Below are 21,324 nucleotides of genomic sequence, written 5' to 3'. Positions count from 1 at the left end.
GCACAAACGGCAAAAGGCGTGCAGGCACAAATGATCGTGAAACCGGATGCGGATGGGCTGATGAAAGCGGCGGGGGCGGCGGCGAAGAAGGGGCCTCCGCCGGTTCACCTGTGGAACCCGCCGTTCTGCGGGCCCATCGACATGCGGATCGCAAGGGATGGGACCTGGTTCTACCTCGGCACGCCGATCGGGCGGGCACCGATGGTGAAGCTCTTCTCCTCGATCCTGAAGCGCGAGGGGGAGGATTACTTCCTGGTCACCCCGGTCGAGAAGGTGCAGATCCAGGTCGACGACGCCCCCCTCTTGGCCGTGGATTTCACCGTGACCGGAGAGGGCCGCGACCAGGTCCTGACCTTTGTCACCAAGACCGAGGACGAGGTCGCGGCAGGTCCGGGCCATGAGATCGAGATGCGGGAGGGGGCGCCCTATATCCATGTCCGGGCCGGGCTTTGGGCGCTCATCGACCGCAAGACTTTCTACCGCATGGTCGAATTGGGTTGCCATCACGAAAAAGACGGGGCTAGCTGGTTCGGGCTCTGGTCTCAGGGCGCCTTCTTTCCGGTGATCCGATCCGCAGACCTGAGCTAGATGCCCCGTTACGCCGCCAATATCACGCTGCTGTTCACCGAGGTGCCGGTCCTTGACAGGCCGGGCCTTGCGCATCAGGCGGGCTTCGATGGGGTCGAGGTGCTGTTTCCCTATGACCATGGGACGCCGGAGTGGAAGACGGCGCTGGGCGGCCTGCCGCTGGCCCTGATCAACACGCCGCCGGGCGATTGGGCGGCCGGAGAGCGCGGCCATGCCGCCGTGCCGGGGGCGGAGGAGGCCTTTCGCAGCCATTTCCTGAAGGCGGCCGAGGTGGCGACCGCCCTGGGCGCCGCCAAGATCCATGTCATGGCGGGATGTGCCAAGGGTCCGGAGGCGACCCAGGTTTTCGCCGAGAACCTGGCCTGGGCGGCGGACCAGGTGCCCGAGCTTGGCCTGACCATCGAGCCCTTGAATGCCGAGGATTGGCCGGGCTATTTCCTGAACGACTTCGACCAGGCGGGGCGCATCCTGGCGGACCTCGACCATCCGCGCATCGGCTTGCAGTTCGACCTTTGGCACGCGGCGCGCATCCATGGCGATGCCCAGGCCGTCTGGCAGGCGCACCAGGCCCGGGTTTCCCATGTCCAGATCGCGGGCTTTCCGAACCGGGGAGAGCCCGGGGGTGGCGGCTTTGACCTGACGGCGCTTTTCCGAGACCTTGATGCCTCGGGCTACCAGGGCTGGGTGGCGGCGGAGTATCGACCCACCCGCGCCACGGTCCATGGCTTGGCCTGGCTCGCGGCGCTGAAGGCGCGCGACCGGCTGATCGGTGGCCAGGGGTGAAGGGGGGCTTTCGCCCGCGCCGCAATGCGGCTATTTTCCTCCCGGAACGCCAATTCAGGACAAGACGATGAGCAAAGCGCCCATGACCCAGCCCGAGATTCAGAAAGTGACCTCGTGGAAGATCGCCTGCGACGGTGGCGAAGGCGCGCTTGGCCATCCCCGCGTCTGGCTGACGATCCCCGAAGACACCGGCTTCGTCGAATGCGGCTATTGCGACAAGCGCTTCGAGATCGACCGCGACCACGCCCATTCGGATCACTGAGGCGGTTGCGAAGCGCTGAAAGAGGCAGGAAGACCGCCTGGCCGCTGCGCTGGCTGCGCGGCCTGGCCTTGGGGATTTCCGCGCTGGCCCTGGCCCTTTTGGCCGGTGCGATGTGGCCCGGAGCGGTGACACCTCGGTCCGACGGCGGGGCCGACACGCGGATCGGCCTGATCGCGGGGCCGATCCACACCGACTTCCTTCTGCCCCTGACACCCGCTTTGCGCCGCGACTTCGGCTTCCTGGCCGCAGAGGGCATGGCGCTGGATCATCCGCAGGCGCGCTACCTGGTCCTGGGCTGGGGCGCGCGGGAGTTCTATACCTCGGCCGGGCGGTACCAGGACATCCGCGCCGGGGCGGTCTGGCGGGCCGTGACGGGGGATGACGCGGTCGTGCATGTCGACCTGGCGGGAGAGGTTGCGGCGGACCGCTGGATCGCGGTCTCGGAGGCGCAGCTGGCGGCCTTGTCGCGTTCGATCCGGGGGCAGATGGCGGCAGAGCCCCTGCCCGGCGCGGGTTTCCATGGCGGCGATCTTTTCTTTCCGGCCGAGGGGCGGTTCAGCCTGTGGCGGACCTGCAATGCCTGGGTGGGCGAGGAACTCCGCCGGGCCGGGGTGGACTTTGGGGCCTGGACGCCCCTGCCGCAGTCGGTGGCCCTGTCGGCCTGGTGGTTCCACGGGAGGCAGGTTGCGCGCGGGGCTGCTTCGGGCTTGCGCCCTTGAGCCCCGCGCGCGGAAGCGGGGGCTGCCGCCCCCGCCCCCCCGCTTCAAGGGGAGCACGCTCCCCTTGAAAATCCCCGTGGATACTTGGGCCAAGTTGAAAGCCGCACTGGGTGGGGTTTGGGCTTTGGGTTCTCCGGGGCCGGAGGGAATGCGGGAGGCGTGAGGGCTTTGGAACGATCATTCCCTGCTTGCGGCCCGTGGCGGTTGCCGGTTTTTGGTGGCAAGGTGGGGCGGCAAACAGGGGGCGCATATGGCATTCGGCAAAGGGCATCATCTTCACCTGATCGACGGATCGGCCTTTATCTTCCGGGCCTATCACGCCCTGCCGCCGCTGACGCGGAAGTCGGATGGGCTGCCCGTGGGCGCCGTGGCGGGGTTTTGCAACCTTCTGTGGGGCGAGCTGACCGCCGCTCGTGCCCAGGCGGCGACCCATATCGCGGTGATCTTCGATGCGGGGTCAAAGACCTTCCGCAACGAGATCTACGACCAATACAAGGCCAACCGCCCCCCCCTGCCCGAGGACCTGCGCCCGCAATTCCCCCTGACCCGTGACGCCACCCGCGCCTTCAACGTCGCCTGCCTGGAGATCGACGGCTTCGAGGCCGATGACATCATCGCGACCTTTGCCCGCCAGGCCAAGGAGGCGGGGGGGACGGTGACGATCTTCTCCTCGGACAAGGACCTGATGCAGCTGATCGGCGATGGCGTCGACATGCATGATCCGATGAAGAACAAGCGCCTGGGCCGGGAAGAGGTGCTGGAGAAGTTCGGCGTCGGGCCCGAGCGGGTGGTGGATGTGCAAAGCCTCGCCGGGGATTCGGTCGACAACGTGCCCGGCGCGCCGGGGATCGGGCTGAAGACCGCCGCGCTTCTGATCAACGAATATGGCGACCTGGATACGCTTTTGGCCCGGGCCGGAGAGATCAAGCAGCCCAAGCGCCGCGAGGCCCTGGTCGACAATGCCGACCTCATCCGCATCTCCCGCGATTTGGTCCGCTTGCGCGATGATGTGCCGGTGGGCGTGACGTTGGAGTCCTTTGAACTCCAGCCGCCGCAGGGCGAAGCGGTGATGGCTTTCCTGAAACAGATGGAATTCGCCACGCTGATGAAGCGGGTGGGGGAGAAGCTGGGGGTTGCGGCTCCGGCCCTGGAGGCTGGCAAAGGGTATGAAGTCGCCGGCGCCCATGAGGTGGCCGAGGTCACCCAGGCGCCGATCGACCCCGGCTCTTATGTCTGCGTGCGGGATATGGCCACGCTTCAGGGCTTCATCGACCAGGCGCGCCAGCGCGGCTGGCTGGCGGTGGACACCGAGACGACGAGCCTCGACGAGATGCGGGCGGAGATCGTGGGGATTTCGCTGGCGGTCGAGCCCGGGGTGGCTGCTTACGTGCCGCTTCTGCACCGGACCGGGACGGATGACCTTTTGGGCCAGGTGACGCTTGTGCCGGGCCAGATGGACCGCGACGCCGTGCTGGCGGCCTTGAAGCCCGTGCTGGAGGATCCTTCGGTCCTGAAAATCGGGCAGAACATGAAATACGACGCCAAGATCTTTGCGCGTCTGGGGGTGCAGGTCGCGCCCATCGACGACACGATGCTGATGTCTTACGCCATGCATGCGGGCCTCCACAACCACGGGATGGACGAGCTTTCCCAGACCTACCTCGGCCATACGCCCATTCCGATCAAGGAGTTGATCGGCTCGGGTAAGTCGGCGGTCACCTTCGACCGGGTGGATATCGACAAGGCCACCCGCTATGCCGCCGAGGATGCCGATGTGACGCTGCGGCTGTGGCAGATGTTCAAGCCGAAGCTGCATCAGGCCAAGGTCACCACGGTTTACGAGACCCTGGAGCGGCCTTTGGTGCCGGTTCTGGCCGAGATGGAGATGGCGGGGATCGAGGTGGACCGGCAAGTCCTGAGCCGCATGTCCGGCGCCTTTGCCCAGAAGATGGCGCAGCTGGAGGAGGAGATTCAGACCCTCGCCGGCGAGAAGTTCAACGTGGGCAGCCCGAAGCAGCTGGGCGAGATCCTCTTTGACAAGATGTCCCTGCCGGGTGGGGAGAAGGGCAAGAACGGGGCTTACTCGACGGGGGCGGATATCCTGGAGGACCTCGCGACCGAGCATGAGCTGCCGGGGCGGGTGCTGGACTGGCGGCAGCTTTCGAAGCTGAAATCGACCTATACCGATGCGCTGCAGGACCATATCAACCCGGAAACCGGGCGGGTGCATACGAGTTACTCCATCTCGGGGGCGGTGACGGGGCGTTTGGCCTCGACCGATCCGAATTTGCAGAACATCCCGGTGCGGAGCGAAGAGGGCCGCCGCATCCGCGAGGCTTTCGTGGCGCCGAAGGGCAAGGTTCTGGTCTCCTTGGACTATTCCCAGATCGAGCTGCGGATCCTCGCCCATGTCGCCGATATCCCCGCGCTGCAACAGTCCTTCCGCGACGGGATCGACATTCACGCCATGACGGCGTCAGAGATGTTCAACGTGCCGCTGTCGGAAATGACCAGCGACATCCGCCGCAAGGCCAAGGCGATCAACTTCGGCGTCATCTACGGCATCTCGGGCTTTGGCCTCGCGCGGAACCTGCGCATCCCGCGCGGAGAGGCCCAGGGCTTCATCGACCGCTATTTCGAGCGCTTCCCGGGGATCAAGGAATACATGGCCGCGACGGTGAAATTCGCGCAGGAGCGCGGTTACGTCCAGACCCTCTTTGGCCGCAAGATACACACGCCCGAGATCAACGCGCGCGGCCCCGGCGCCGGTTTCGCCAAACGCGCCGCGATCAATGCGCCGATCCAGGGCACGGCCGCCGATATCATCCGCCGCGCGATGATCCGGATGCCTCAGGCCATCGCGGGTCTGCCCGCCAAGATGCTCCTGCAGGTCCATGACGAGCTGCTCTTCGAGGTCGAAGAGGCCGCCGCCGACACGCTGATCTCCCGGGCGAAAGAGGTGATGGAGGGCGCCGCCCATCCCGCCGTGGCCATCAAGGTGCCGCTGGTGGTCGAGGCGGGCAAGGGTGCCAACTGGGCCGAGGCGCATTGATCGCGACCTGGGATCAGCTGCGCGACCTGGCGGAGGGCCTCGGCCTTCCGCAGGTCGTCCGCGCCTATCCCTTTGGCCATGAGACGCTCAAGGCCCATGGCAAGAACTGGGTCTATTGGGCGGCCCTGACCGATGCGGCGGTCTTCAAAGCCGACAAGGCGGAGCGCGATTTTCTGCAAGACCTTGACCCCGAGCGCTATCCCGTCCACCCGCATTACCAGCCGCATGGGCTTTTGCTGGTCCGAGCCGGGATGATCGACCCCAATTGGGCGCGGGAGCGGCTGGTGCAGACCTGGCGCGACATGGCGCCGAAACGCTGGCTGAAGGACTGGGAGAAGGCCCATGCCTGACAAGCGCCACCGCATTGCCCTTGCGCTGATCCTTGCGGCCCTGCCCGGAGTGGCCCTGGCCGAGTTGACCGACGACCCCGACAAAGGCAACGCCCACGACACGAGGGTCAACGCGGATATCGACGCCGTGAACACGCGCAATCCGAAGTCCTGGCTGCACAGCGCATCGACGCAAGACCACGAAGTCGATCCCTGGACCAACGAACTCTACTTGGGCGAGCATTGCCGCGCTCGTCCTCTCGACCAACACGTGGAGATTCGGGAGGATGAAAATCACGGGTTTCCTGGGGCTTTCACGGGAGACTTCTTGCGGTCTCGGCAAGAATTGGGCATCTCGGGTTCCAATTGCCTCTGGTCGCCAGAGATTGGCGATTGGCCTCCGCCCGGGGCTTCTGATGAGTGACCCCCTGCCCTTCGCCACTTTGGACGTCTGGATGGCCTGGCTCTCTGCCAATCCCGAGGCGCCCGAGGTCTGGGTTCTCTATCACAAGAAGGCCACGGGCGTTCCTTCCATCGACTGGGAGACCGCCGTCATCGGCGCGCTGGCCAATGGCTGGATCGACGGCATCCGCAAATCGGTGGACGCGACGCGCTTCATGCAGCGCTTCACGCCCAGGCGGCCAAAAAGCGTCTGGTCGGCCCGGAACGTCGCCCATTGCGAGCGGCTGATCGCGGAGGGAAAGATGACCCCGCGCGGATTGGCCCAGGTTCAGGCGGCACAGGCCGATGGCCGCTGGGAGCAAGCCTACCGCACCACCGACGCCCTGCCCGAGGATTTCCTCGCCGCCGTCGCGGCAAGCCCCAAGGCGGCGGAGGCGCTCAAGACCCTTGACGCCCGCAACCGCTTTGCCATCGTCTACCGCCTGAACGCGGTCAAACGCCCCGAGACCCGCGCCCGCAAGGTGGCGGAGTTCATAGCCATGCTGGAGCGTGGAGAAAGATTGCACGGATCATGACCCTTGCCCCCCTTCTTCAGGCCGAACCCGCCGTGCAGCTCCATGCCTTCCCCGCCATCGCGGCCTTTTTCCTGGGCCTGGTGCAACTGGCGCTCTCCAAGGGCGGCGCAAGGCATCGGCTTCTGGGCTGGCTTTGGGTCCTGCTGATGGCGCTGATCGCGGGGTCTTCCTTCTTCATCCACTCGATCTGCCTGGTCGGAGGCTTCAGCCCGATCCACCTTTTGTCGGTGCTGACGCTGGTCTCTTTGCCCTTTGCGGTCCTCCATGCCCGCCATGGACGGATCACGGCCCATGCCAAGGGGATGAAGATGCTGTTCTTCACCGCCCTCGTGCTGGCAGGCGTCTTCACCTTTCTGCCGGGCCGGATCATGCATGACGTGACCTTCGGCACAGCCTTGGCCACGCCCGCCTGCGCCCCCTAGCGGTCGATCCGCAGTTGGAAGCAATTGTTCCGGGCCGAGCGCAGGTGCAGATAGGCCACGCGCGGATCGGCCAGCCGGGCGGCGGCCTCATGCGCGAGGCTTTCGGTCGCCACCACCGCGCCCGTGCCATAGACGATCCGGTCATCCGCCCCATAACCGCGCAGGATATAGGTGGGCGATTGCAGGATCGCGGGCAAATCCGTGCCGCCCCCGGCCTCGCAAGGGTCAGCGCAGAGGAAGATCGGCCCAATCTCGGCATAGGGCTGCGGGGCTGGGAAGGGGCGGTGGGCCAGGATCAGCATCGGCGCGCCCTTGGGGATCATCTTCAGGCAATGGCGGCAGGGATTGCCGCCGCCGTCGCTGATGTGGCGCTCGGGCTTCTGGCCATTGGCGTCGGGGGCTCCCGCCTGCCAGGCGCGGACTTGGTCGGTGGGGATCGGGGAAAAGTTCATCGGGCACTCCTTTTTCACCACCCTGCCCGGCACGATCAAGGCACGCGACCCGGTTCCTGCGCATTTGCCTTGCAAGCTTGGGCCAAGCGGCCTATATGGATTTCAACAGAGGTTTCAGGGTCCAAACCTGAGACTGCCGAACGACCTTGGCCCCCTCTGTGGGGCTTTTTTATTTGGGGCCACATGTCCGACCTTATCGCCAGAACCGCCATCGACCGCCGCCTTGCCGAAATCGTCGGCCCGGTGATCGAGGGGCTTGGCTTCGAACTCATCCGGCTGCGGCTGATGGGCGGCAATACCCGCATCCTGCAGATCATGGCCGACAGGCCCGAGGGCGGGATCAATGTCGACGACTGCGGCGAGATCTCGACCGCCGTCTCCGCAACGCTCGACGTCGAGGACCCGATCGAGGAAAACTATGTGCTGGAGGTCTCCTCCCCCGGCATCGACCGCCCCCTGACCCGGTTGAAGGATTTCGAGACCTGGAAGGGCTGGGAGGCGCGGATCGAGACGACCGAGCTGATCGACGGCCGCAGGCGGTTCAAGGGGACGCTGCAGGGCGTCGAGGGCGAAGAGGTCCTGATCGCCGTCGAAGAGGGCAAGGAAGAGGTCGTCATCGGCCTGAACTTCGACTGGCTCTCGGATGCCAAGTTGATCCTGACCGACGAACTGATCGAAGAAATGTTGCGCCAGAAGAAGGTCGCGGAACCCGAAGACGGACAATTCGACGCCATCGAGGAAGATGGCGACGACGAGTCCGAACCCACGAAACATTAAGGAGCGGATGATGGCGATTACCTCGGCCAACCAGCTTGAACTTCTCCAGACGGCAGAAGCCGTCGCGCGGGAGAAGATGATCGACCCCGAACTGGTCATCCAGGCGATGGAAGACAGCCTCGCCCGCGCGGCCAAGTCGCGCTATGGCGCCGAAATGGACATTCGGGTGAAGATCGACCGCAAGACCGGTCGCGCCACCTTTGCCCGCATCCGCACCGTGGTCGAGGATGAGCTGGTCGAGAATCACCACGCCCAGCTGACCGTCAAGCAGGCCAAATCCTATCTGAAGGACCCCCAGCTTGGGGATGAGGTGATCGACGAGGTTCCGCCCGTCGACCTCGGCCGCATCGCCGCGCAATCGGCCAAGCAGGTAATCCTGCAAAAGGTCCGCGAGGCCGAGCGTGACCGCCAGTTCGACGAGTTCAAGGACCGCAAGGGCTCGATCATCAACGGCGTGGTCAAGCGCGAGGAATATGGCAATATCATCGTGGATATCGGCCGGGGCGAAGCGATCCTCCGCCGGAACGAGAAGATCGGCCGCGAAAGCTATCGCCCGAACGACCGCATCCGCGCCTATATCAAGGATGTGCGGCGTGAAACGCGCGGGCCCCAGGTCTTCCTGAGCCGCACCGACCCGCAGTTCATGGCAGAGCTCTTCAAGATGGAAGTGCCGGAAATCTATGACGGCATCATCGAGATCAAGGCCGTGGCCCGCGACCCGGGCTCGCGCGCCAAGATCGCCGTGATCTCGTTTGACAACTCGATTGATCCCGTGGGCGCCTGCGTCGGTATGCGGGGTTCCCGCGTGCAGGCCGTTGTGAACGAACTTCAGGGCGAGAAGATCGACATCATCCCGTGGAACCAGGACCAGGCGACCTTCCTCGTGAACGCGCTGCAGCCGGCCGAGGTTTCCAAGGTCGTGATCGACGAAGAGGCGGGCAAGATCGACGTGGTCGTCCCGGATGAACAGCTGTCGCTGGCCATCGGGCGTCGCGGTCAGAATGTGCGCCTGGCCTCGCAGCTGACGGGCCTGGACATCGACATCGTCACCGAATCGGACGACAGCGCCAAGCGTCAGGCCGAATTCGCCGAACGCACCAAGCTCTTCATGGAGACCTTGGACATCGACGAGATGATGGCGCAGCTCCTGGTTTCGGAAGGCTTCACCAAGCTGGAAGAAGTGGCCTATGTCGACCTGGACGAGCTTCTCTCCATCGACGGTTTCGACGAGGGCACGGCCGGCGAATTGCAGGCCCGCGCCCGCGATCAGCTCGAGGCCGCGAACCTCAAGGCGCTGGAAAACGCCCGGGCGCTGGGTGTGCTCGAAGAGCTGGAGGGCTTCGAGGGCCTGACGCCCCAGATGCTGGAGGCGCTTGGCAAAGAGGGCATCAAGTCGCTGGAAGACTTCGCGACCTGCGCCGACTGGGAGCTGGCCGGTGGCTGGACGACCGAGAACGGCCAGCGCAAGAAGGACGAGGGCATTCTGGAAAAGTTCGACATGTCGCTGGAAGAGGCGCAAAACCTGGTCATGACCGCCCGTGTCATGCTGGGCTGGGTCGATCCGACGGCTGGCGAGCCCGTGGAAGAGGAGGCCGAGGCCTGATGAGGGCCTTGGATAACCCCTTTGACCCGTGGTGGATTCAAGTCGGAACAGGACGACCCCGAGCGCAAGTGCATCGTCTCGGGTGAGGTTCAGCCCAAGGCGGGGCTGATCCGCTTCTGTCTTGACCCCGAGGGCCAGGTGGTTCCGGACGTGAATGGCAAACTGCCGGGTCGGGGGTTCTATGTGACCTCCGACCGGGCGATGATCGAGAAGGCGGCTGCGAAGGGGCTTTTCTCCCGCGCGGCCAAGGGGCCCGTGAAAGTGGCCCCCGGGCTGGCGGACCTGGTGGAACACCTGGTCGCGCGGCGGCTGGTCGATTCGATCTCCCTGGCCCGCAAGGCCAATGAGGCGGTGACCGGCTATGAGAAGGTGAAAGAATGGCTCATGAATGGCCGCGCCGTGCTTTTGGTGCAGGCCTCCGATGGGTCGGAACGGGGCAAAGCCAAGTTTCGGCCGCCAGAAGGCGGGTTTATCGGCCTTTTGACGGCCGCGGAATTGGGTTTGGCTTTCGGGCGGGAACGTGCGATACACGCGGCGCTTGCCGCTGGCACATTGGCCCGTCGTGTTGTAGATGAGGCCGCAAGGCTGGAGGGTCTGCGTGTGCAGAGCCCTGAGCAAGAGGACGGAGAAGACTCCGTCGTGAAGGATATGTAGGACGCATGAGCGATACAGACGGCAAGAAACCCCTCGGCCTGGGTGGCGATATCCGTTCCGGACAGGTGAAGCAAAGCTTCTCCCATGGCCGGACGAAAAGCGTCGTGGTCGAGGTCAAGCGCAAGCTGAACGTCCCGGTGAAGCCCACGGCTCCGGCGGGCGGAGCGGCTGCGCCCTCGCCGCGGCTTGGCGACCCCTCCAAGCGCCCCGCCGGAATCTCGGATGCCGAGATGGAACGCCGTCTTGCGGCGCTGCGCGCTGCCAAGGCGCGTGAGGCCGAAGACAATGCCCGGCGCGCCGAAGAGGAGCGCCAGCGCGAGGAAGACCGTCAGCGCAAGCGCGACGAGAACGAGGCCAAGGAACGCGAAGCCCGCGCCGCCGAAGAGGCCGCGCGCCAGAAGGCTGCCGAAGAGGCCGCTGCCAAGGCTGCGGCCGAAGCTGCCGCCAAGGCCGCCGAAGAGGCTGCCCGTCGCCCCGCTCCCGAGGCCGCGCGCCCGGACCGCAGCAACGACCGCCCGCGCCCGAGCGCCGACCGGCCCTCGACCGACCGCAATGCGCGCCCGGCTCCGGGCACCGCTGGCCGCCCCGTGCCGCCGCAGCCTCCGCCGGAAGACGGACGCGCGCCGCGCCCGACCATGGCACCGCGCAAGACCGACCGCGAACGCGAAGACCGCGAGCGCGCCGCTGCCAAGGCCAAGGGCGACGAAGGCCGCCGCACCGGCAAACTGACGCTGTCCGACGCCACCTCGGAAGAGGGCGGCCGCCAGCGTTCCCTGGCCGCGATGAAGCGCAAGCAGGAAAAGGCCCGGGCCAAGGCCCTGGGCTTCGGGCAAAAGTCCGAAAAGCAGGTCCGTGACGTGCAGCTGCCCGAGACCATCGTGATCTCGGAACTGGCGAACCGGATGGCGGAACGTGGCGCCGACGTGGTCAAGTCGCTCATGAAGATGGGCATGATGGTCACGATGAACCAGGCCATCGACGCCGACACGGCCGAGCTGGTGATCGAGGAATTCGGCCACCGCGCGATCCGCGTGACCGATGCCGACGTGGAACAGGCGATCGACACGGTCAAGGACAAGTCCGAAGACCTGCTGCCGCGCCCGCCCGTCGTCACGATCATGGGCCATGTCGACCACGGCAAGACCTCGCTTCTGGACGCGATCCGCAAGACCACCGTGGTCTCGGGCGAAGCCGGCGGCATCACGCAGCACATCGGCGCCTATCAAGTGGTGACGCCGCGCGGCGAGACCGTGACCTTCCTCGACACGCCCGGCCACGCGGCCTTTACGTCGATGCGGGCGCGCGGTGCGCAAGTCACGGATATCGTTGTGCTTGTCGTTGCCGCCGATGACCAGGTCATGCCGCAGACGATCGAAGCCATCGCCCATGCCAAGGCGGCCAAGGTTCCGATCATCGTGGCGATCAACAAGATCGACAAATACGAAGCCGACCCGCAAAAGGTGCGGACCGATCTGCTGCAACACGACATCGTCGTCGAACAGATGTCGGGCGAGGTCATCGACGTCGAGGTCTCGGCCAAGACGGGCAAGGGGCTGCCGGAACTTCTGGAAGCCATCTCGCTGCAGGCCGAAATCCTGGAGCTGCGGGCCAACCCGAACCGCGCCGCCTCGGGCGCCGTGGTCGAGGCCAAGCTCGATTCGGGCCGGGGTCCGGTTGCCACCGTCCTGGTGCAGAACGGCACGCTGAAGAAGGGCGATATCTTCGTCGTCGGCGAGCAGTGGGGCAAGGTCCGCGCGCTGATCAACTCCACCGGCGAGACGATCACCGAGGCTGGCCCCTCGATGCCGGTCGAGGTCCTGGGTCTTTCGGGCACCCCGGCGGCGGGCGATACGCTGAACGTGGTGGATACCGAAGCCCAGGCGCGGGAGATCGCGGATTACCGCGCCTCGGTGACGCGCGACAAGCGCGCCGCCATCGGTGCCGCGACCACGCTGGAACAGCTGATGGCCAAGGCCAAGGCCGATCTCTCGGTGGCCGAGCTGCCGCTGATCGTGAAGGCCGACGTCCAGGGCTCTGCCGAAGCCATCGTTCAGGCTTTGGAGAAGATCGGAAACGACGAGGTCCGCGTGCGGGTCCTGCATTACGGCGTCGGTGCCATCACCGACACCGATGTGGGCCTGGCCGAGGCGTCGAAGGTTCCGGTCATCGGCTTCAACGTGCGCGCCAATGCGACGGCGCGGGCCAGTGCCCAGCAAAAGGGCGTCGATGTTCGCTATTACTCGATCATCTACGACCTGGTCGAGGACATCAAGAAAGCCGCCTCGGGCCTGTTGAAGGCCGAGATCCGCGAGCATTTCATCGGCTATGCGACGATCAAGGAGGTCTTCAAGATCTCGAACATCGGCAACGTGGCGGGCTGTCTGGTCACCGAGGGCACGGCGCGGCGTTCGGCCGGGGTGCGCTTGCTGCGTGACAACGTGGTCATCCACGAAGGCACGCTCAAGACGCTCAAGCGCTTCAAGGACGAGGTCAAGGAAGTGCCGATGGGCCAGGAATGCGGCATGGCCTTCGAGCGCTACGAAGACATCCGCGCGGGCGACGTCATCGAAATCTTCGAACGCGAAGAGATCGAACGCACGCTGTAAGCGGGCGGAATGGAATGGGAAAGGCCGGGCAATCTGCCCGGCCTTTTCAGTTCATCGCCGAGATGGTCAGGCGGCGAGGCGCGTGACCGCGGCAACGGGATGGCCGACATAGACCTTGCCATCCAGACGCACGGCCATGCGGCCGTCGTCGAATGTCTTGAAGTATTCGCCCTGGACGAAGATGCAGGACCCGATCCGAATGGTGCGCAGCATGGTATTCCTCCTTGTGTAAAGGAATGGTTGCACGAGGCGAGTTACCATTCCCTTAACGCCGCGAGCCGATTTCAGACTTTCGCAAGAAGCCTTAACGGGTCACGAGAGGCGATGGGTCGGAACCGGGCGACCGACGAAGGTCTGATCGCCGACGCGGACCGCAACATTGCCATTTTGCAGGTCACGCACCAGGATTCCCTGGATGAGAACACAGCTGCCGATTTCGATGGTCTTGATCATGGTTGTCCCCCGACACATGTCACTTTCTTGAATGCTAGGGGGAATTTTTCGATCAAGATAGCAGCAAATTGTAAATATCTCCCCGATTGATCGATTTTTCTCTTGTATAATTGCACGAATACAACTCAACCACAGGGCGAATTAACCCTGATTCTGCGCCTGCAAAAGGAATTGCCCGGCATTCCGCGCTGCGGCGAATCACTTGCGCAGTTTTGCCATCAACCGGGAGAGGTTGGGCTCTGCCCCGGGCGGCAGGGACTCCGCCCTGAACCAGCGCATTTCGCTGAACTCCGAGGTGTCGAAATCCGGCAGGCTCCGGACATTGCCGCGCAGGAGATACCACAGCGAGACATCGACATGCCGGGTCTCGGGGGCCCCTAGCGTCTGGGTCCAGGTCAGGAAGACCGGGTCCTCGGCCTGGAAATCGGCGATGGTCTTCAACTCTTCGCGGCATTCGCGGCGGACGGTGTCGGTCGGGTGCTCGGCAGGCTCCACATGGCCGCCCGGAGGCAGCCAGAGGCCAGAGCCCCGATGGGCGCCCAGAAGCAGGTGCTCGCCATCCATGGGCAGGAAATAGCTGACCAGCTGCACGCCAGGCGTCGCCGGTTTGCGCACCCGCGCCAGTTCGACGCCCGAATCGATCCAGGCGAGCGCCCGGGCCTGGTCCTCGGCCTCGGTCGCATCGCCCGCCGCAATCCCCGAGACCAGCGCGCGAATGGCCTTGCGCAGCGCGGGCCCCTTCACCGGACGACGCTCCCGCGCCTTCCAGGCCGCGAAGAGGTCGGGCCGCCGCGCCTCGGTCACCGCAAGCGACTGCGCCGCCCGCCACTTGGCGATCTCGGCATGGTTGCCGGAGGCCAGCACCGCAGGCACCTCGCGCCCCTGCCAGACCGCGGGCCGCGTATACTGCGGATGCTCCAGAAGCCCGTCGGAGAAGCTCTCTTCGATGGCCGAATCCGCATTGCCCAGGACCTTCGGCAACAGGCGCACGGTGGCATCGATCAGGGCCTGGGCCGGGATCTCGCCGCCGGTCAGGACGAAATCGCCCATCGAGACCTCTTCGATGCCGTAATGGTCGATGACCCGCTGATCGAGGCCCTCAAAGCGGCCACAGATCAGCGTCATCCCCTCACCCTGAGAGAGCCGCCGCGCCATGGCTTGCGTGAAGGGCTTGCCACGCGGGGTCAGGAAGATCACAGGGCCCCTGCCCCCCGCCGCCTGCAAGGCGCGCTCCATCACGTCGGGGCGGATCACCATGCCCGCGCCGCCGCCTGCGGGCGTGTCATCCACCGACCGATGCTTGCCCTCGCCAAAGGCCCGCAGGCCCACCGCCTCCAGCCGCCAAAGCCCAAGGTCCAGCGCCTTGCCGGTCAGCGACAGGCCCAAAGTCCCCGGAAAGGCCTCGGGGAACAGCGTGATGACCTTGACCGAGAAGGCACCCTTGACCTCGGCATCCTCCATCAGGTCGCGCGGCTTCAGCGTCAGACGCACGCCAAGGCGCCCGTGAGACCGTGACTTTTCCTCGGTCATCTCAGGCCAGCATCCCGCCGTCGGCATCGTCGCCGGTCTCTTCGGCCAGGCGGTCGAAAGAGGGAACGGTGATGCGGCGCTTTTCCTCCAGCTCCAGGACGCCGTCGCGCTTCAAGGCCGACATCTGGCGCGAGACGGTTTCCAGCGTCAGGCCCAGGTAATCGGCCATCTCTTCCCGCGTCAAAGGCAGGTCGAAGGTGATCTGCCCCTTGGGCGCCCTGGCCTTCAGCCCGCTTTCGCGCCGGGCCAGGATGGTCAGGAAGCTTGCGATCTTTTCCCGCGCGGTCTTGCGGCCCAGAAGCAGCATCCATTCCCGCGCCGCATCCAGTTCGTCCAGCGTCATCTCCAGCAGCCGCTGGGCGACATGGGGCGTCGTCCCCATCATCTCTTCAAAGGGTTTGCGGCGGAAGCAGCACATCACCAGGTCGGTCACCGCCGTCACGTCATAGGGCGCAATCGCGCGGCCCGGACGGCCGACGAAGTCCGAGGGCAAGAGAAGCCCCACCATCTGGCGCCGCCCATCTTCCATCGTCTGGGTCAGCGTCGCGATCCCCGAGACGACCGAGCCCACGAAATCCATCCGGTCGGCCGACCAGACGATGTTCTGCCCCGCCTGGAAGCTGCGGTAGTATTTCATCTCCTCCAGCCGGGCGAGTTCATCCGAATCACAGCGGGCGCACACGGCCCGGTGGCGGATCTGGCAGTCGCCGCAATCGCGGGGGGCCAGTTTGGGCGCATGAAGGGACATGCCCAGCCTTTCATTTGATCCGGATCAAAGACCGGACGACTTCTGCCCCTAAAGTAACCGGATGGAAACCCAATCGCAACTCGCCCGCTTCGGTCTTTTTGACGCGCGTGTCCCGCGCTATACCTCTTACCCCACCGCGCCCCAGTTCGGCGGCGGCGTGGGGCCGGAGGCCTTCGTCCAATGGGTCGAGGCCATCCCCGAGGGTGCGGAGATCTCGCTCTATCTCCATGTCCCCTTCTGTCGCAGGCTCTGCTGGTTCTGCGCCTGCCGGACCCAAGGGACCACCAGCGATGACCCGGTCATCGCCTATGCCAAGGTGCTTCAGGCCGAAATCGCCATGCTGGCGCGCCATCTGCCCAAGGGCGTGACCCTGTCGCGGCTGCATTGGGGGGGCGGGACGCCGACCCTGATGGGCCCCGGGCTGATCCGCGACGTGGCGGGCGCGGTCTTCGACGTGGCGCCGCTGGCCAAGGGTGGCGAGTTCTCGGTCGAGATCGACCCCAACGAGGTCGATGCCGCGCGGCTCGATGCGCTGGCCGCAGCGGGGATGAACCGCGCCTCGATCGGGGTGCAGGATTTCGACCCCGAGATTCAGAAGACCATCGGCCGCGAGCAGGAATTCGCCCTGACCCGCGATGTGGTCGAGATGATTCGCGACCGGGGCATCACCTCGCTGAATGCCGATATCCTCTTCGGCCTGCCGCATCAGACCCCGATTCGGATCGCCGATTCGGTGCAGAAGCTGCTGAGCTTCTCCCCCGACCGCGTGGCGCTTTACGGCTATGCCCATGTGCCCTGGATGAGCCGCCGCCAGACCATGATCCCCTCGGATGCGATCCCGACCCCGCAAGAGCGGCTGCGGCTCTTCGAGGTCGCCCGCTCGTTGTTCCTTGCCGATGGTTACGACGAAATCGGCATCGACCATTTCGCCAAGCCCACCGATGGCATGGCGATTGCGGCCAAGGCGGGGCGCCTGCGGCGCAACTTCCAGGGCTATACCGACGACCCTTCGCCCGTGCTGATCGGGCTTGGCGCCTCGTCGATCTCGCGCTTTCCGCAAGGCTATGCGCAGAATGTCTCGGGAACCTCGGATTACACCTCCTCGATCCGCGCCGGGGCCTTTTCGACCCACCGCGGTCACGTCTTTTCGGGCGAGGACATTCTGCGTGGCCGGATGATCGAGGCGCTGATGTGCGACTTCCGCGTCGACCGCGCCGAGATGGAGCGTCTGGCGCATCGCAAGACGGTGGCCGCGATCCTGACCGCGGTCGCGGGCCAGTTCCCAGGCATGGTGCGGCTGGACGAGGGCGGCCTGTCGGTGCCCTTGGCGGCACGGCCCCTGACCCGCGTCATCGCCCGGGCCTTTGACGCCTATGACCAGACCAAGGCCAAGCACTCGGCGGCGATCTGAAAGCCAAAGGCGAAGAATGTCGGAAATGATTGGCAAGGGGCGCCCTATGGCTTGAACCCCGGGGCGCCCTGTGGCTAGATTTGATCAGATTTCCGGGGGCAGCCCGGGCCAAAGACAGGGATGAACCATGCGTTACATGACAGCCGAGACGGCTGAGGCGGCCTCCACCGCCTTGGCCGCCGAGCCGGGCTTGGCACGGGTATTGGCCGGGGGGACCGACCTTCTGGTGCAGTTGAAGGCCGGGATGATCCAGCCCGACCTGGTGGTGGACATCAAGAAGATCCCGGGCATCCGCGAGATCACGCCCGAGGCAGGCGGCTGGCGCATCGGCGCGGCCGTGGCCAATGCCGAGCTGAAGGAACACGCGCAGGTCAAGGCCGATTGGCCCGGTGTGGTCGAGGGCGCGAACCTGATCGGCTCGACGCAAGTGCAAGGCCGCTGCACCATGGCGGGCAATCTCTGCAACGGCTCCCCTGCGGCGGATGCCGTGCCGGGCCTGGTCGCGGCGGATGCTTCGGTCACCATCGTCGGCCCCTCGGGCACCCGCGTGGCCAAGGTCGCCGATATCCCGGCAGGCCCGGGGCGGACCACCCTGGCCAAGGGCGAGATCGTGACCGCGATCCACCTGCCCGCCCGCGCCCCGCGCTCTGCGGACGCCTATCTGCGCTTCATCCCCCGGACGGAGATGGACATCGCCGTGGCCTCGGCCGCCGTGTCCCTGACCCTGTCCGAAGACGGCACCGTGACCCATGCCCGCGTGGCCCTCGGCGCCGTGGCCCCCAAGGTCGTGCTGGCCGATGCCTCCACCATCATCGGCACCAAGCTCGATGACGCGGCCCTGGCCGCCCTGGCCAAGGCCGCCGAATCCGTCTGCAACCCGATCGACGACAAGCGCGGGACCATCGAATTCCGCACCTCCACCGCAGGCGTTCTCGCCCGCCGTGCCGCCCTAATCGCCTACAACCGCGCCAAAGGTGTGAAATGAAATCCATCCAAGTTTCCACCACGATCAACGGCGACCCCGTCGAGTTCCTCTGCACCCCGGACGAGCCCCTGCTGGACGTGCTCCGCAACCGCCTTGGGCTCACCGGCGCCAAGGAGGGCTGCGGCACCGGCGACTGCGGCGCCTGCTCGGTCACCGTGAACGGCCGCCTGGTCTGCTCCTGCCTCGTCCTTGGCGTCGAGGCCGAGGGCGCGCAGATCGAGACCATCGAGGGCATGGCCCAGGGCGAGACGCTCCACCCGCTGCAGCGTCATTTCATCGAGAAGGCCGCGCTGCAATGTGGCGTCTGCACCCCGGGCATCCTGGTGGCCGCCAAGTCTCTGCTGGAGAAAAACGCCAGCCCGACCGACGAGGAAGTCCGCTATTGGCTCGCGGGCAACCTCTGCCGCTGCACGGGCTATGACAAGATCATCGAGGCGGTCCAATCGGCCGCCGCTGAAATGCGGGGAGAAGTCTGATGGCTCTGGACGACAAGAAGTCCCGTTTCAAATATGTCGGCACGACCCCGAACCGCCCCGATGGCGTCGACAAGGTCACCGGCAAGGCGCAATACGGCGCCGATATCACCGCGCCGGGCATGCTGACCGGCGCCATCCTGCGCTCTCCCCATCCCCATGCGCGGATCGTGTCGATTGACACCTCCGCCGCCGAGGCCATCCCCGGCGTGCGCGCCGTGGTGACGGGCAAGGACTTCGCGCCCGTCGAGGACCAGGGCTTCGCCGATATCGGCGAGACCTGCATGGCCCGCGACAAGGTTCTGTATGACGGCCACCCGGTCGCCGCCGTGGCCGCCACGACCCCGGCCATCGCCAAGGCTGCGATCCGGGCGATCAAGGTCGAATATGCTCCCCTGCCCCACGTGACCGATGTGGACGAGGCGATGCGCCCCGATGCCCCCGTGGTGCTCGAAGGCCGCGCGCTGGAGCATGTCCCTGCCGGCATGTCGCAAAACGTCACCAACACCTGCGAATTCGGCCATGGCGACGTGGAGGCCGGTTTCGCCAAGGCCGACCTGGTGCTGGAGCGCTCTTTCAAGGTCGCCGCCGCCCACCAGGGCTATATCGAGCCCCATGCCTGCATGGCCTCGGTCACCTCGGACGGCCGCGCGGACCTCTATTGCTGCACGCAAGGCCACTTCTTCGTCCGCGCCGTCTGCTCGGCGCTGATGGGGATGGAGGCCAGCCAACTGCGCGTCACCGCATCGGAAATCGGTGGCGGCTTCGGCGGCAAGACCACGGTCTTCATCGAGCCCGTGGCCCTGATGCTGTCCAAGAAATCCGGCCGCCCGGTCAAACTCGTGATGACCCGCGACGAGGTCTTCAAGGCCTCGGGGCCGACGGTCCATGCCTCCATCGACTGCAAGATCGGCATGACCAAGGATGGCCGCATCACCGCGGGCGACATGACCCTGCGCTATTCCGGTGGCGCCTGGCCCTCGGGCACGATCGAGATGGGCGCCCAGGCCGGGTTTGCGGCCTATGACATGCCCGCCGTCCGCACCATTGGCTGGACCGCCCTGACCAATCGGCCGAAAGAGATCTCCTACCGCGCTCCGGGTGCGCCCCAGGCGGTCTATGCGGTCGAAGCCGTCATCGACGAGATGTGTCAGCAGTTGGGCCTCGATCCCCTGAAGACCCGCCTGAAGAACGCCGCCGCCAAGGGGACGCTCTCTTCCTACGGCGTGACCTTCGACGAGATCGGCATGGTCGCCACGCTGGAGGCCGCCCAGGCGCATCCGCACTGGAGCGCTCCCCTCGGCCCCAACCAGGGTCGCGGCGTGGCGGCGGGCTTCTGGTTCAACTTCGGCGGCAACACCTGCGTGACGCTGAACATCAACACCGACGGCACGGCCAGCGTGACCGAGGGCAACCCCGACATCGGCGGCTCCCGCGCCTCCATCTCTTTGATGGCGGCCGAAGAGCTGGGCATTCGTTATGAGAATGTCCGGACCATCGTCGCCGACACGGCCTCGCTGGGGTATAACGACAACACGGACGGCTCCCGCGTGACCTTTGCCGTGGGTCTTGCCACGATCAAGGCCGCCCGCGCCGCCATAAAGGTCATGTGCGAACGCGCCGCAGCCCTCTGGGGCATCGATGCCGAGGCCGTGGACTGGATTGATGGCGCCGCCCACCCCTCGGGCCCCAATGCGGGCAAGTTCCCGCCCATGACCCTGGCCGAGATCGCCGCCCAGTCCTTCCAGACCGGCGGGCCGATTGCGGGCCACCACGAGGTGAACGTGGACGGCGCGGGCGTCTCCTTCGGCGTCCATATCTGTGACGTGGAAGTCGATCCCGAGACCGGCCACACCCTCGTCAAGCGCTATACCGTGGTGCAGGACGCGGGCAAGGCCGTGCATCCGACCTATGTCGAGGGCCAGATGCAGGGCGGCGCCGTGCAGGGCATCGGCTGGGCGCTGAACGAGGAATATATCTACGGCAAAGACGGGCGGCTGCAGAATGCGGGCTTCCTGGATTACCGCATCCCCGTGGCCTCCGACCTGCCCAAGATCGACACGGTCATCCTGGAGATCCCCAACCCCGGCCACCCTTACGGCGTCCGTGGCGTGGGCGAGACCCCCATCGTGCCCCCCCTGGCGGCCGTCACCAACGCCGTCTCGCGCACCATCGGCAAGCGCATGTATCAAGTGCCCATGTCGCCGCCGCGCATCCTTTCGGCGATCAAGGGCGCCTGAATGGTCAAGGTCAAGCTCTGGGGCACGCTGCGCCAGTGGACCGACGGGCAACAGGAAGTCGAGGTCGAGGGCCGCACCTTCAAGCAGGTCCTCGACAACCTCGCCGCGACCTATCCCGGCCTTGCCCCGCAGATCAAGCGCGGGGTCTCCTTGGCCGTCGATGGGGTGATCTACCGCGACGCCTGGCTGCAGCCCATCGCGCCGGGGGCCGAGGTCGTGTTGATGCCTTTCATGAAGGGCGGCTGATGGACATTCTTGTC

The 21,324-nt window shown here is 65.8% G+C and carries 23 protein-coding genes and 1 pseudogene; 18 read left to right on the top strand and 6 right to left on the bottom strand.

Translation table 11 applies throughout. The features are described from left to right. The first annotated feature begins 30 nt into the window (after positions 1 to 30). From GV832_RS03565 to GV832_RS03525, 9 genes are all read left to right on the top strand, one after another. Complete coding sequence (locus GV832_RS03565) at positions 31 to 588, top strand: DUF1285 domain-containing protein (RefSeq protein ID WP_168773438.1); 558 nt, start codon at positions 31 to 33, stop codon at positions 586 to 588. After that, complete coding sequence (locus GV832_RS03560; protein ID WP_168773437.1) at positions 589 to 1,371, top strand: hydroxypyruvate isomerase family protein; 783 nt, start codon at positions 589 to 591, stop codon at positions 1,369 to 1,371. It abuts the gene before it with no gap. A gap of 67 nt (positions 1,372 to 1,438) precedes the next feature. Next, positions 1,439 to 1,633 (top strand): zinc-finger domain-containing protein, encoded by a 195-nt coding sequence (locus GV832_RS03555; protein WP_227754200.1) that lies wholly within the window; start codon positions 1,439 to 1,441, stop codon positions 1,631 to 1,633. A gap of 5 nt (positions 1,634 to 1,638) precedes the next feature. Then, on the top strand, positions 1,639 to 2,352 hold the full coding sequence (locus GV832_RS03550; RefSeq protein WP_168773436.1) for a TIGR02117 family protein: 714 nt from the start codon (positions 1,639 to 1,641) through the stop codon (positions 2,350 to 2,352). 250 nt (positions 2,353 to 2,602) lie between these two features. Continuing rightward, the gene (gene polA / locus GV832_RS03545; RefSeq protein WP_168773435.1) at positions 2,603 to 5,404 is read left to right on the top strand and encodes a DNA polymerase I; all 2,802 of its coding nucleotides are present in this window, start codon (positions 2,603 to 2,605) and stop codon (positions 5,402 to 5,404) included. Further along, the gene (locus GV832_RS03540) at positions 5,401 to 5,754 is read left to right on the top strand and encodes an MmcQ/YjbR family DNA-binding protein (protein ID WP_168773434.1); all 354 of its coding nucleotides are present in this window, start codon (positions 5,401 to 5,403) and stop codon (positions 5,752 to 5,754) included. The genes polA and GV832_RS03540 overlap by 4 nt, the downstream gene beginning before the upstream one ends. Then, on the top strand, positions 5,747 to 6,157 hold the full coding sequence (locus GV832_RS03535) for a hypothetical protein (RefSeq protein WP_168773433.1): 411 nt from the start codon (positions 5,747 to 5,749) through the stop codon (positions 6,155 to 6,157). Before GV832_RS03540 ends, GV832_RS03535 begins: the two co-directional genes overlap by 8 nt. Beyond that, positions 6,150 to 6,710, top strand: coding sequence for a YdeI/OmpD-associated family protein (locus GV832_RS03530; protein WP_168773432.1), 561 nt, complete (start codon positions 6,150 to 6,152; stop codon positions 6,708 to 6,710). Before GV832_RS03535 ends, GV832_RS03530 begins: the two co-directional genes overlap by 8 nt. After that, a complete protein-coding gene (locus GV832_RS03525; RefSeq protein WP_168773431.1) occupies positions 6,707 to 7,132 on the top strand; it encodes a DUF2306 domain-containing protein in 426 nt (141 codons plus the stop codon). Before GV832_RS03530 ends, GV832_RS03525 begins: the two co-directional genes overlap by 4 nt. Here the strand turns inward: GV832_RS03525 and GV832_RS03520 are convergent. Then, on the bottom strand, positions 7,129 to 7,584 hold the full coding sequence (locus GV832_RS03520) for a DUF1203 domain-containing protein (protein ID WP_168773430.1): 456 nt from the start codon (positions 7,582 to 7,584) through the stop codon (positions 7,129 to 7,131). The genes GV832_RS03525 and GV832_RS03520 overlap by 4 nt on opposite strands. A gap of 183 nt (positions 7,585 to 7,767) precedes the next feature. Between GV832_RS03520 and rimP the strand changes: the two genes are divergently transcribed. The 4 genes from rimP to infB are packed head-to-tail and all read left to right on the top strand — an operon-like array spanning position 7,768 to position 13,224. Beyond that, entirely contained in the window at positions 7,768 to 8,361 is a 594-nt protein-coding gene (gene rimP / locus GV832_RS03515) for a ribosome maturation factor RimP (protein ID WP_168773429.1), read from the top strand. Between the two features lie 10 nt (positions 8,362 to 8,371). Beyond that, on the top strand, positions 8,372 to 9,964 hold the full coding sequence (gene nusA / locus GV832_RS03510; protein ID WP_168773477.1) for a transcription termination factor NusA: 1,593 nt from the start codon (positions 8,372 to 8,374) through the stop codon (positions 9,962 to 9,964). A gap of 21 nt (positions 9,965 to 9,985) precedes the next feature. Further along, complete coding sequence (locus GV832_RS03505; RefSeq protein WP_168773428.1) at positions 9,986 to 10,618, top strand: RNA-binding protein; 633 nt, start codon at positions 9,986 to 9,988, stop codon at positions 10,616 to 10,618. A gap of 5 nt (positions 10,619 to 10,623) precedes the next feature. Then, a complete protein-coding gene (gene infB / locus GV832_RS03500) occupies positions 10,624 to 13,224 on the top strand; it encodes a translation initiation factor IF-2 (RefSeq protein WP_168773427.1) in 2,601 nt (866 codons plus the stop codon). Positions 13,225 to 13,290: 66 nt separating this feature from the next. Here infB and GV832_RS03495 read toward each other — a convergent pair whose 3' ends face one another. From GV832_RS03495 to fnrL, 5 genes and pseudogenes are all read right to left on the bottom strand, one after another. Then, on the bottom strand, positions 13,291 to 13,437 hold the full coding sequence (locus GV832_RS03495) for a hypothetical protein (RefSeq protein ID WP_168773426.1): 147 nt from the start codon (positions 13,435 to 13,437) through the stop codon (positions 13,291 to 13,293). Positions 13,438 to 13,536: 99 nt separating this feature from the next. Then, entirely contained in the window at positions 13,537 to 13,677 is a 141-nt protein-coding gene (locus tag GV832_RS03490; protein ID WP_168773425.1) for a hypothetical protein, read from the bottom strand. A gap of 198 nt (positions 13,678 to 13,875) precedes the next feature. Then, complete coding sequence (locus GV832_RS03485) at positions 13,876 to 14,241, bottom strand: NUDIX domain-containing protein (RefSeq protein WP_168773476.1); 366 nt, start codon at positions 14,239 to 14,241, stop codon at positions 13,876 to 13,878. A 168-nt stretch (positions 14,242 to 14,409) separates the two neighbouring features. Next, positions 14,410 to 15,207: pseudogene (gene trmD, locus GV832_RS03480) on the bottom strand (tRNA (guanosine(37)-N1)-methyltransferase TrmD); the annotation flags it as partial. A 1-nt stretch (position 15,208) separates the two neighbouring features. After that, positions 15,209 to 15,955: a transcriptional regulator FnrL gene (gene fnrL / locus GV832_RS03475; RefSeq protein ID WP_168773424.1), complete on the bottom strand. Its 747-nt coding sequence runs from the start codon at positions 15,953 to 15,955 to the stop codon at positions 15,209 to 15,211. A 61-nt stretch (positions 15,956 to 16,016) separates the two neighbouring features. On the opposite strand from fnrL, the gene hemN reads away from it, so the two are divergent. From hemN to GV832_RS03450, 5 genes are all read left to right on the top strand, one after another. After that, positions 16,017 to 17,366 (top strand): oxygen-independent coproporphyrinogen III oxidase, encoded by a 1,350-nt coding sequence (gene hemN / locus GV832_RS03470; protein ID WP_168773423.1) that lies wholly within the window; start codon positions 16,017 to 16,019, stop codon positions 17,364 to 17,366. Positions 17,367 to 17,493: 127 nt separating this feature from the next. After that, the gene (locus tag GV832_RS03465) at positions 17,494 to 18,351 is read left to right on the top strand and encodes an FAD binding domain-containing protein (RefSeq protein ID WP_168773422.1); all 858 of its coding nucleotides are present in this window, start codon (positions 17,494 to 17,496) and stop codon (positions 18,349 to 18,351) included. Further along, positions 18,348 to 18,827 carry a (2Fe-2S)-binding protein gene (locus tag GV832_RS03460; protein ID WP_168773421.1) on the top strand — a complete coding sequence of 160 codons (480 nt, stop codon included), beginning with the start codon at positions 18,348 to 18,350 and terminating at the stop codon, positions 18,825 to 18,827. The genes GV832_RS03465 and GV832_RS03460 overlap by 4 nt, the downstream gene beginning before the upstream one ends. Then, complete coding sequence (locus tag GV832_RS03455; RefSeq protein ID WP_168773420.1) at positions 18,827 to 21,064, top strand: xanthine dehydrogenase family protein molybdopterin-binding subunit; 2,238 nt, start codon at positions 18,827 to 18,829, stop codon at positions 21,062 to 21,064. Before GV832_RS03460 ends, GV832_RS03455 begins: the two co-directional genes overlap by 1 nt. Continuing rightward, positions 21,065 to 21,310 (top strand): MoaD/ThiS family protein, encoded by a 246-nt coding sequence (locus GV832_RS03450; protein ID WP_168773419.1) that lies wholly within the window; start codon positions 21,065 to 21,067, stop codon positions 21,308 to 21,310. The last annotated feature ends 14 nt before the right edge of the window (positions 21,311 to 21,324 follow it).

The organism is Stagnihabitans tardus, from assembly GCF_009925085.1.
GTDB lineage: Bacteria > Pseudomonadota > Alphaproteobacteria > Rhodobacterales > Rhodobacteraceae > Stagnihabitans > Stagnihabitans tardus.
Note: the sequence above shows the minus strand (reverse complement) of the source record. Positions and strands in the feature narration are given on the sequence as shown.

Bases quoted from the DNA above. Each gene is read 5' to 3' on its own strand.
- GV832_RS03565 (WP_168773438.1), top strand. From the start codon at position 31: ATGATCGTGAAACCGGATGCGGATGGGCTGATGAAAGCGGCGGGGGCG.
- GV832_RS03560 (WP_168773437.1), top strand. From the start codon at position 589: ATGCCCCGTTACGCCGCCAATATCACGCTGCTGTTCACCGAGGTGCCG.
- GV832_RS03555 (WP_227754200.1), top strand. From the start codon at position 1,439: ATGAGCAAAGCGCCCATGACCCAGCCCGAGATTCAGAAAGTGACCTCG.
- polA (WP_168773435.1), top strand. From the start codon at position 2,603: ATGGCATTCGGCAAAGGGCATCATCTTCACCTGATCGACGGATCGGCC.
- GV832_RS03535 (WP_168773433.1), top strand. From the start codon at position 5,747: ATGCCTGACAAGCGCCACCGCATTGCCCTTGCGCTGATCCTTGCGGCC.
- GV832_RS03530 (WP_168773432.1), top strand. From the start codon at position 6,150: ATGAGTGACCCCCTGCCCTTCGCCACTTTGGACGTCTGGATGGCCTGG.
- GV832_RS03525 (WP_168773431.1), top strand. From the start codon at position 6,707: ATGACCCTTGCCCCCCTTCTTCAGGCCGAACCCGCCGTGCAGCTCCAT.
- GV832_RS03520 (WP_168773430.1), bottom strand. From the start codon at position 7,584: ATGAACTTTTCCCCGATCCCCACCGACCAAGTCCGCGCCTGGCAGGCG.
- rimP (WP_168773429.1), top strand. From the start codon at position 7,768: ATGTCCGACCTTATCGCCAGAACCGCCATCGACCGCCGCCTTGCCGAA.
- nusA (WP_168773477.1), top strand. From the start codon at position 8,372: ATGGCGATTACCTCGGCCAACCAGCTTGAACTTCTCCAGACGGCAGAA.
- infB (WP_168773427.1), top strand. From the start codon at position 10,624: ATGAGCGATACAGACGGCAAGAAACCCCTCGGCCTGGGTGGCGATATC.
- GV832_RS03495 (WP_168773426.1), bottom strand. From the start codon at position 13,437: ATGCTGCGCACCATTCGGATCGGGTCCTGCATCTTCGTCCAGGGCGAA.
- GV832_RS03490 (WP_168773425.1), bottom strand. From the start codon at position 13,677: ATGATCAAGACCATCGAAATCGGCAGCTGTGTTCTCATCCAGGGAATC.
- GV832_RS03485 (WP_168773476.1), bottom strand. From the start codon at position 14,241: ATGGATGGCGAGCACCTGCTTCTGGGCGCCCATCGGGGCTCTGGCCTC.
- fnrL (WP_168773424.1), bottom strand. From the start codon at position 15,955: ATGTCCCTTCATGCGCCCAAACTGGCCCCCCGCGATTGCGGCGACTGC.
- hemN (WP_168773423.1), top strand. From the start codon at position 16,017: ATGGAAACCCAATCGCAACTCGCCCGCTTCGGTCTTTTTGACGCGCGT.
- GV832_RS03465 (WP_168773422.1), top strand. From the start codon at position 17,494: ATGCGTTACATGACAGCCGAGACGGCTGAGGCGGCCTCCACCGCCTTG.
- GV832_RS03460 (WP_168773421.1), top strand. From the start codon at position 18,348: ATGAAATCCATCCAAGTTTCCACCACGATCAACGGCGACCCCGTCGAG.
- GV832_RS03455 (WP_168773420.1), top strand. From the start codon at position 18,827: ATGGCTCTGGACGACAAGAAGTCCCGTTTCAAATATGTCGGCACGACC.
- GV832_RS03450 (WP_168773419.1), top strand. From the start codon at position 21,065: ATGGTCAAGGTCAAGCTCTGGGGCACGCTGCGCCAGTGGACCGACGGG.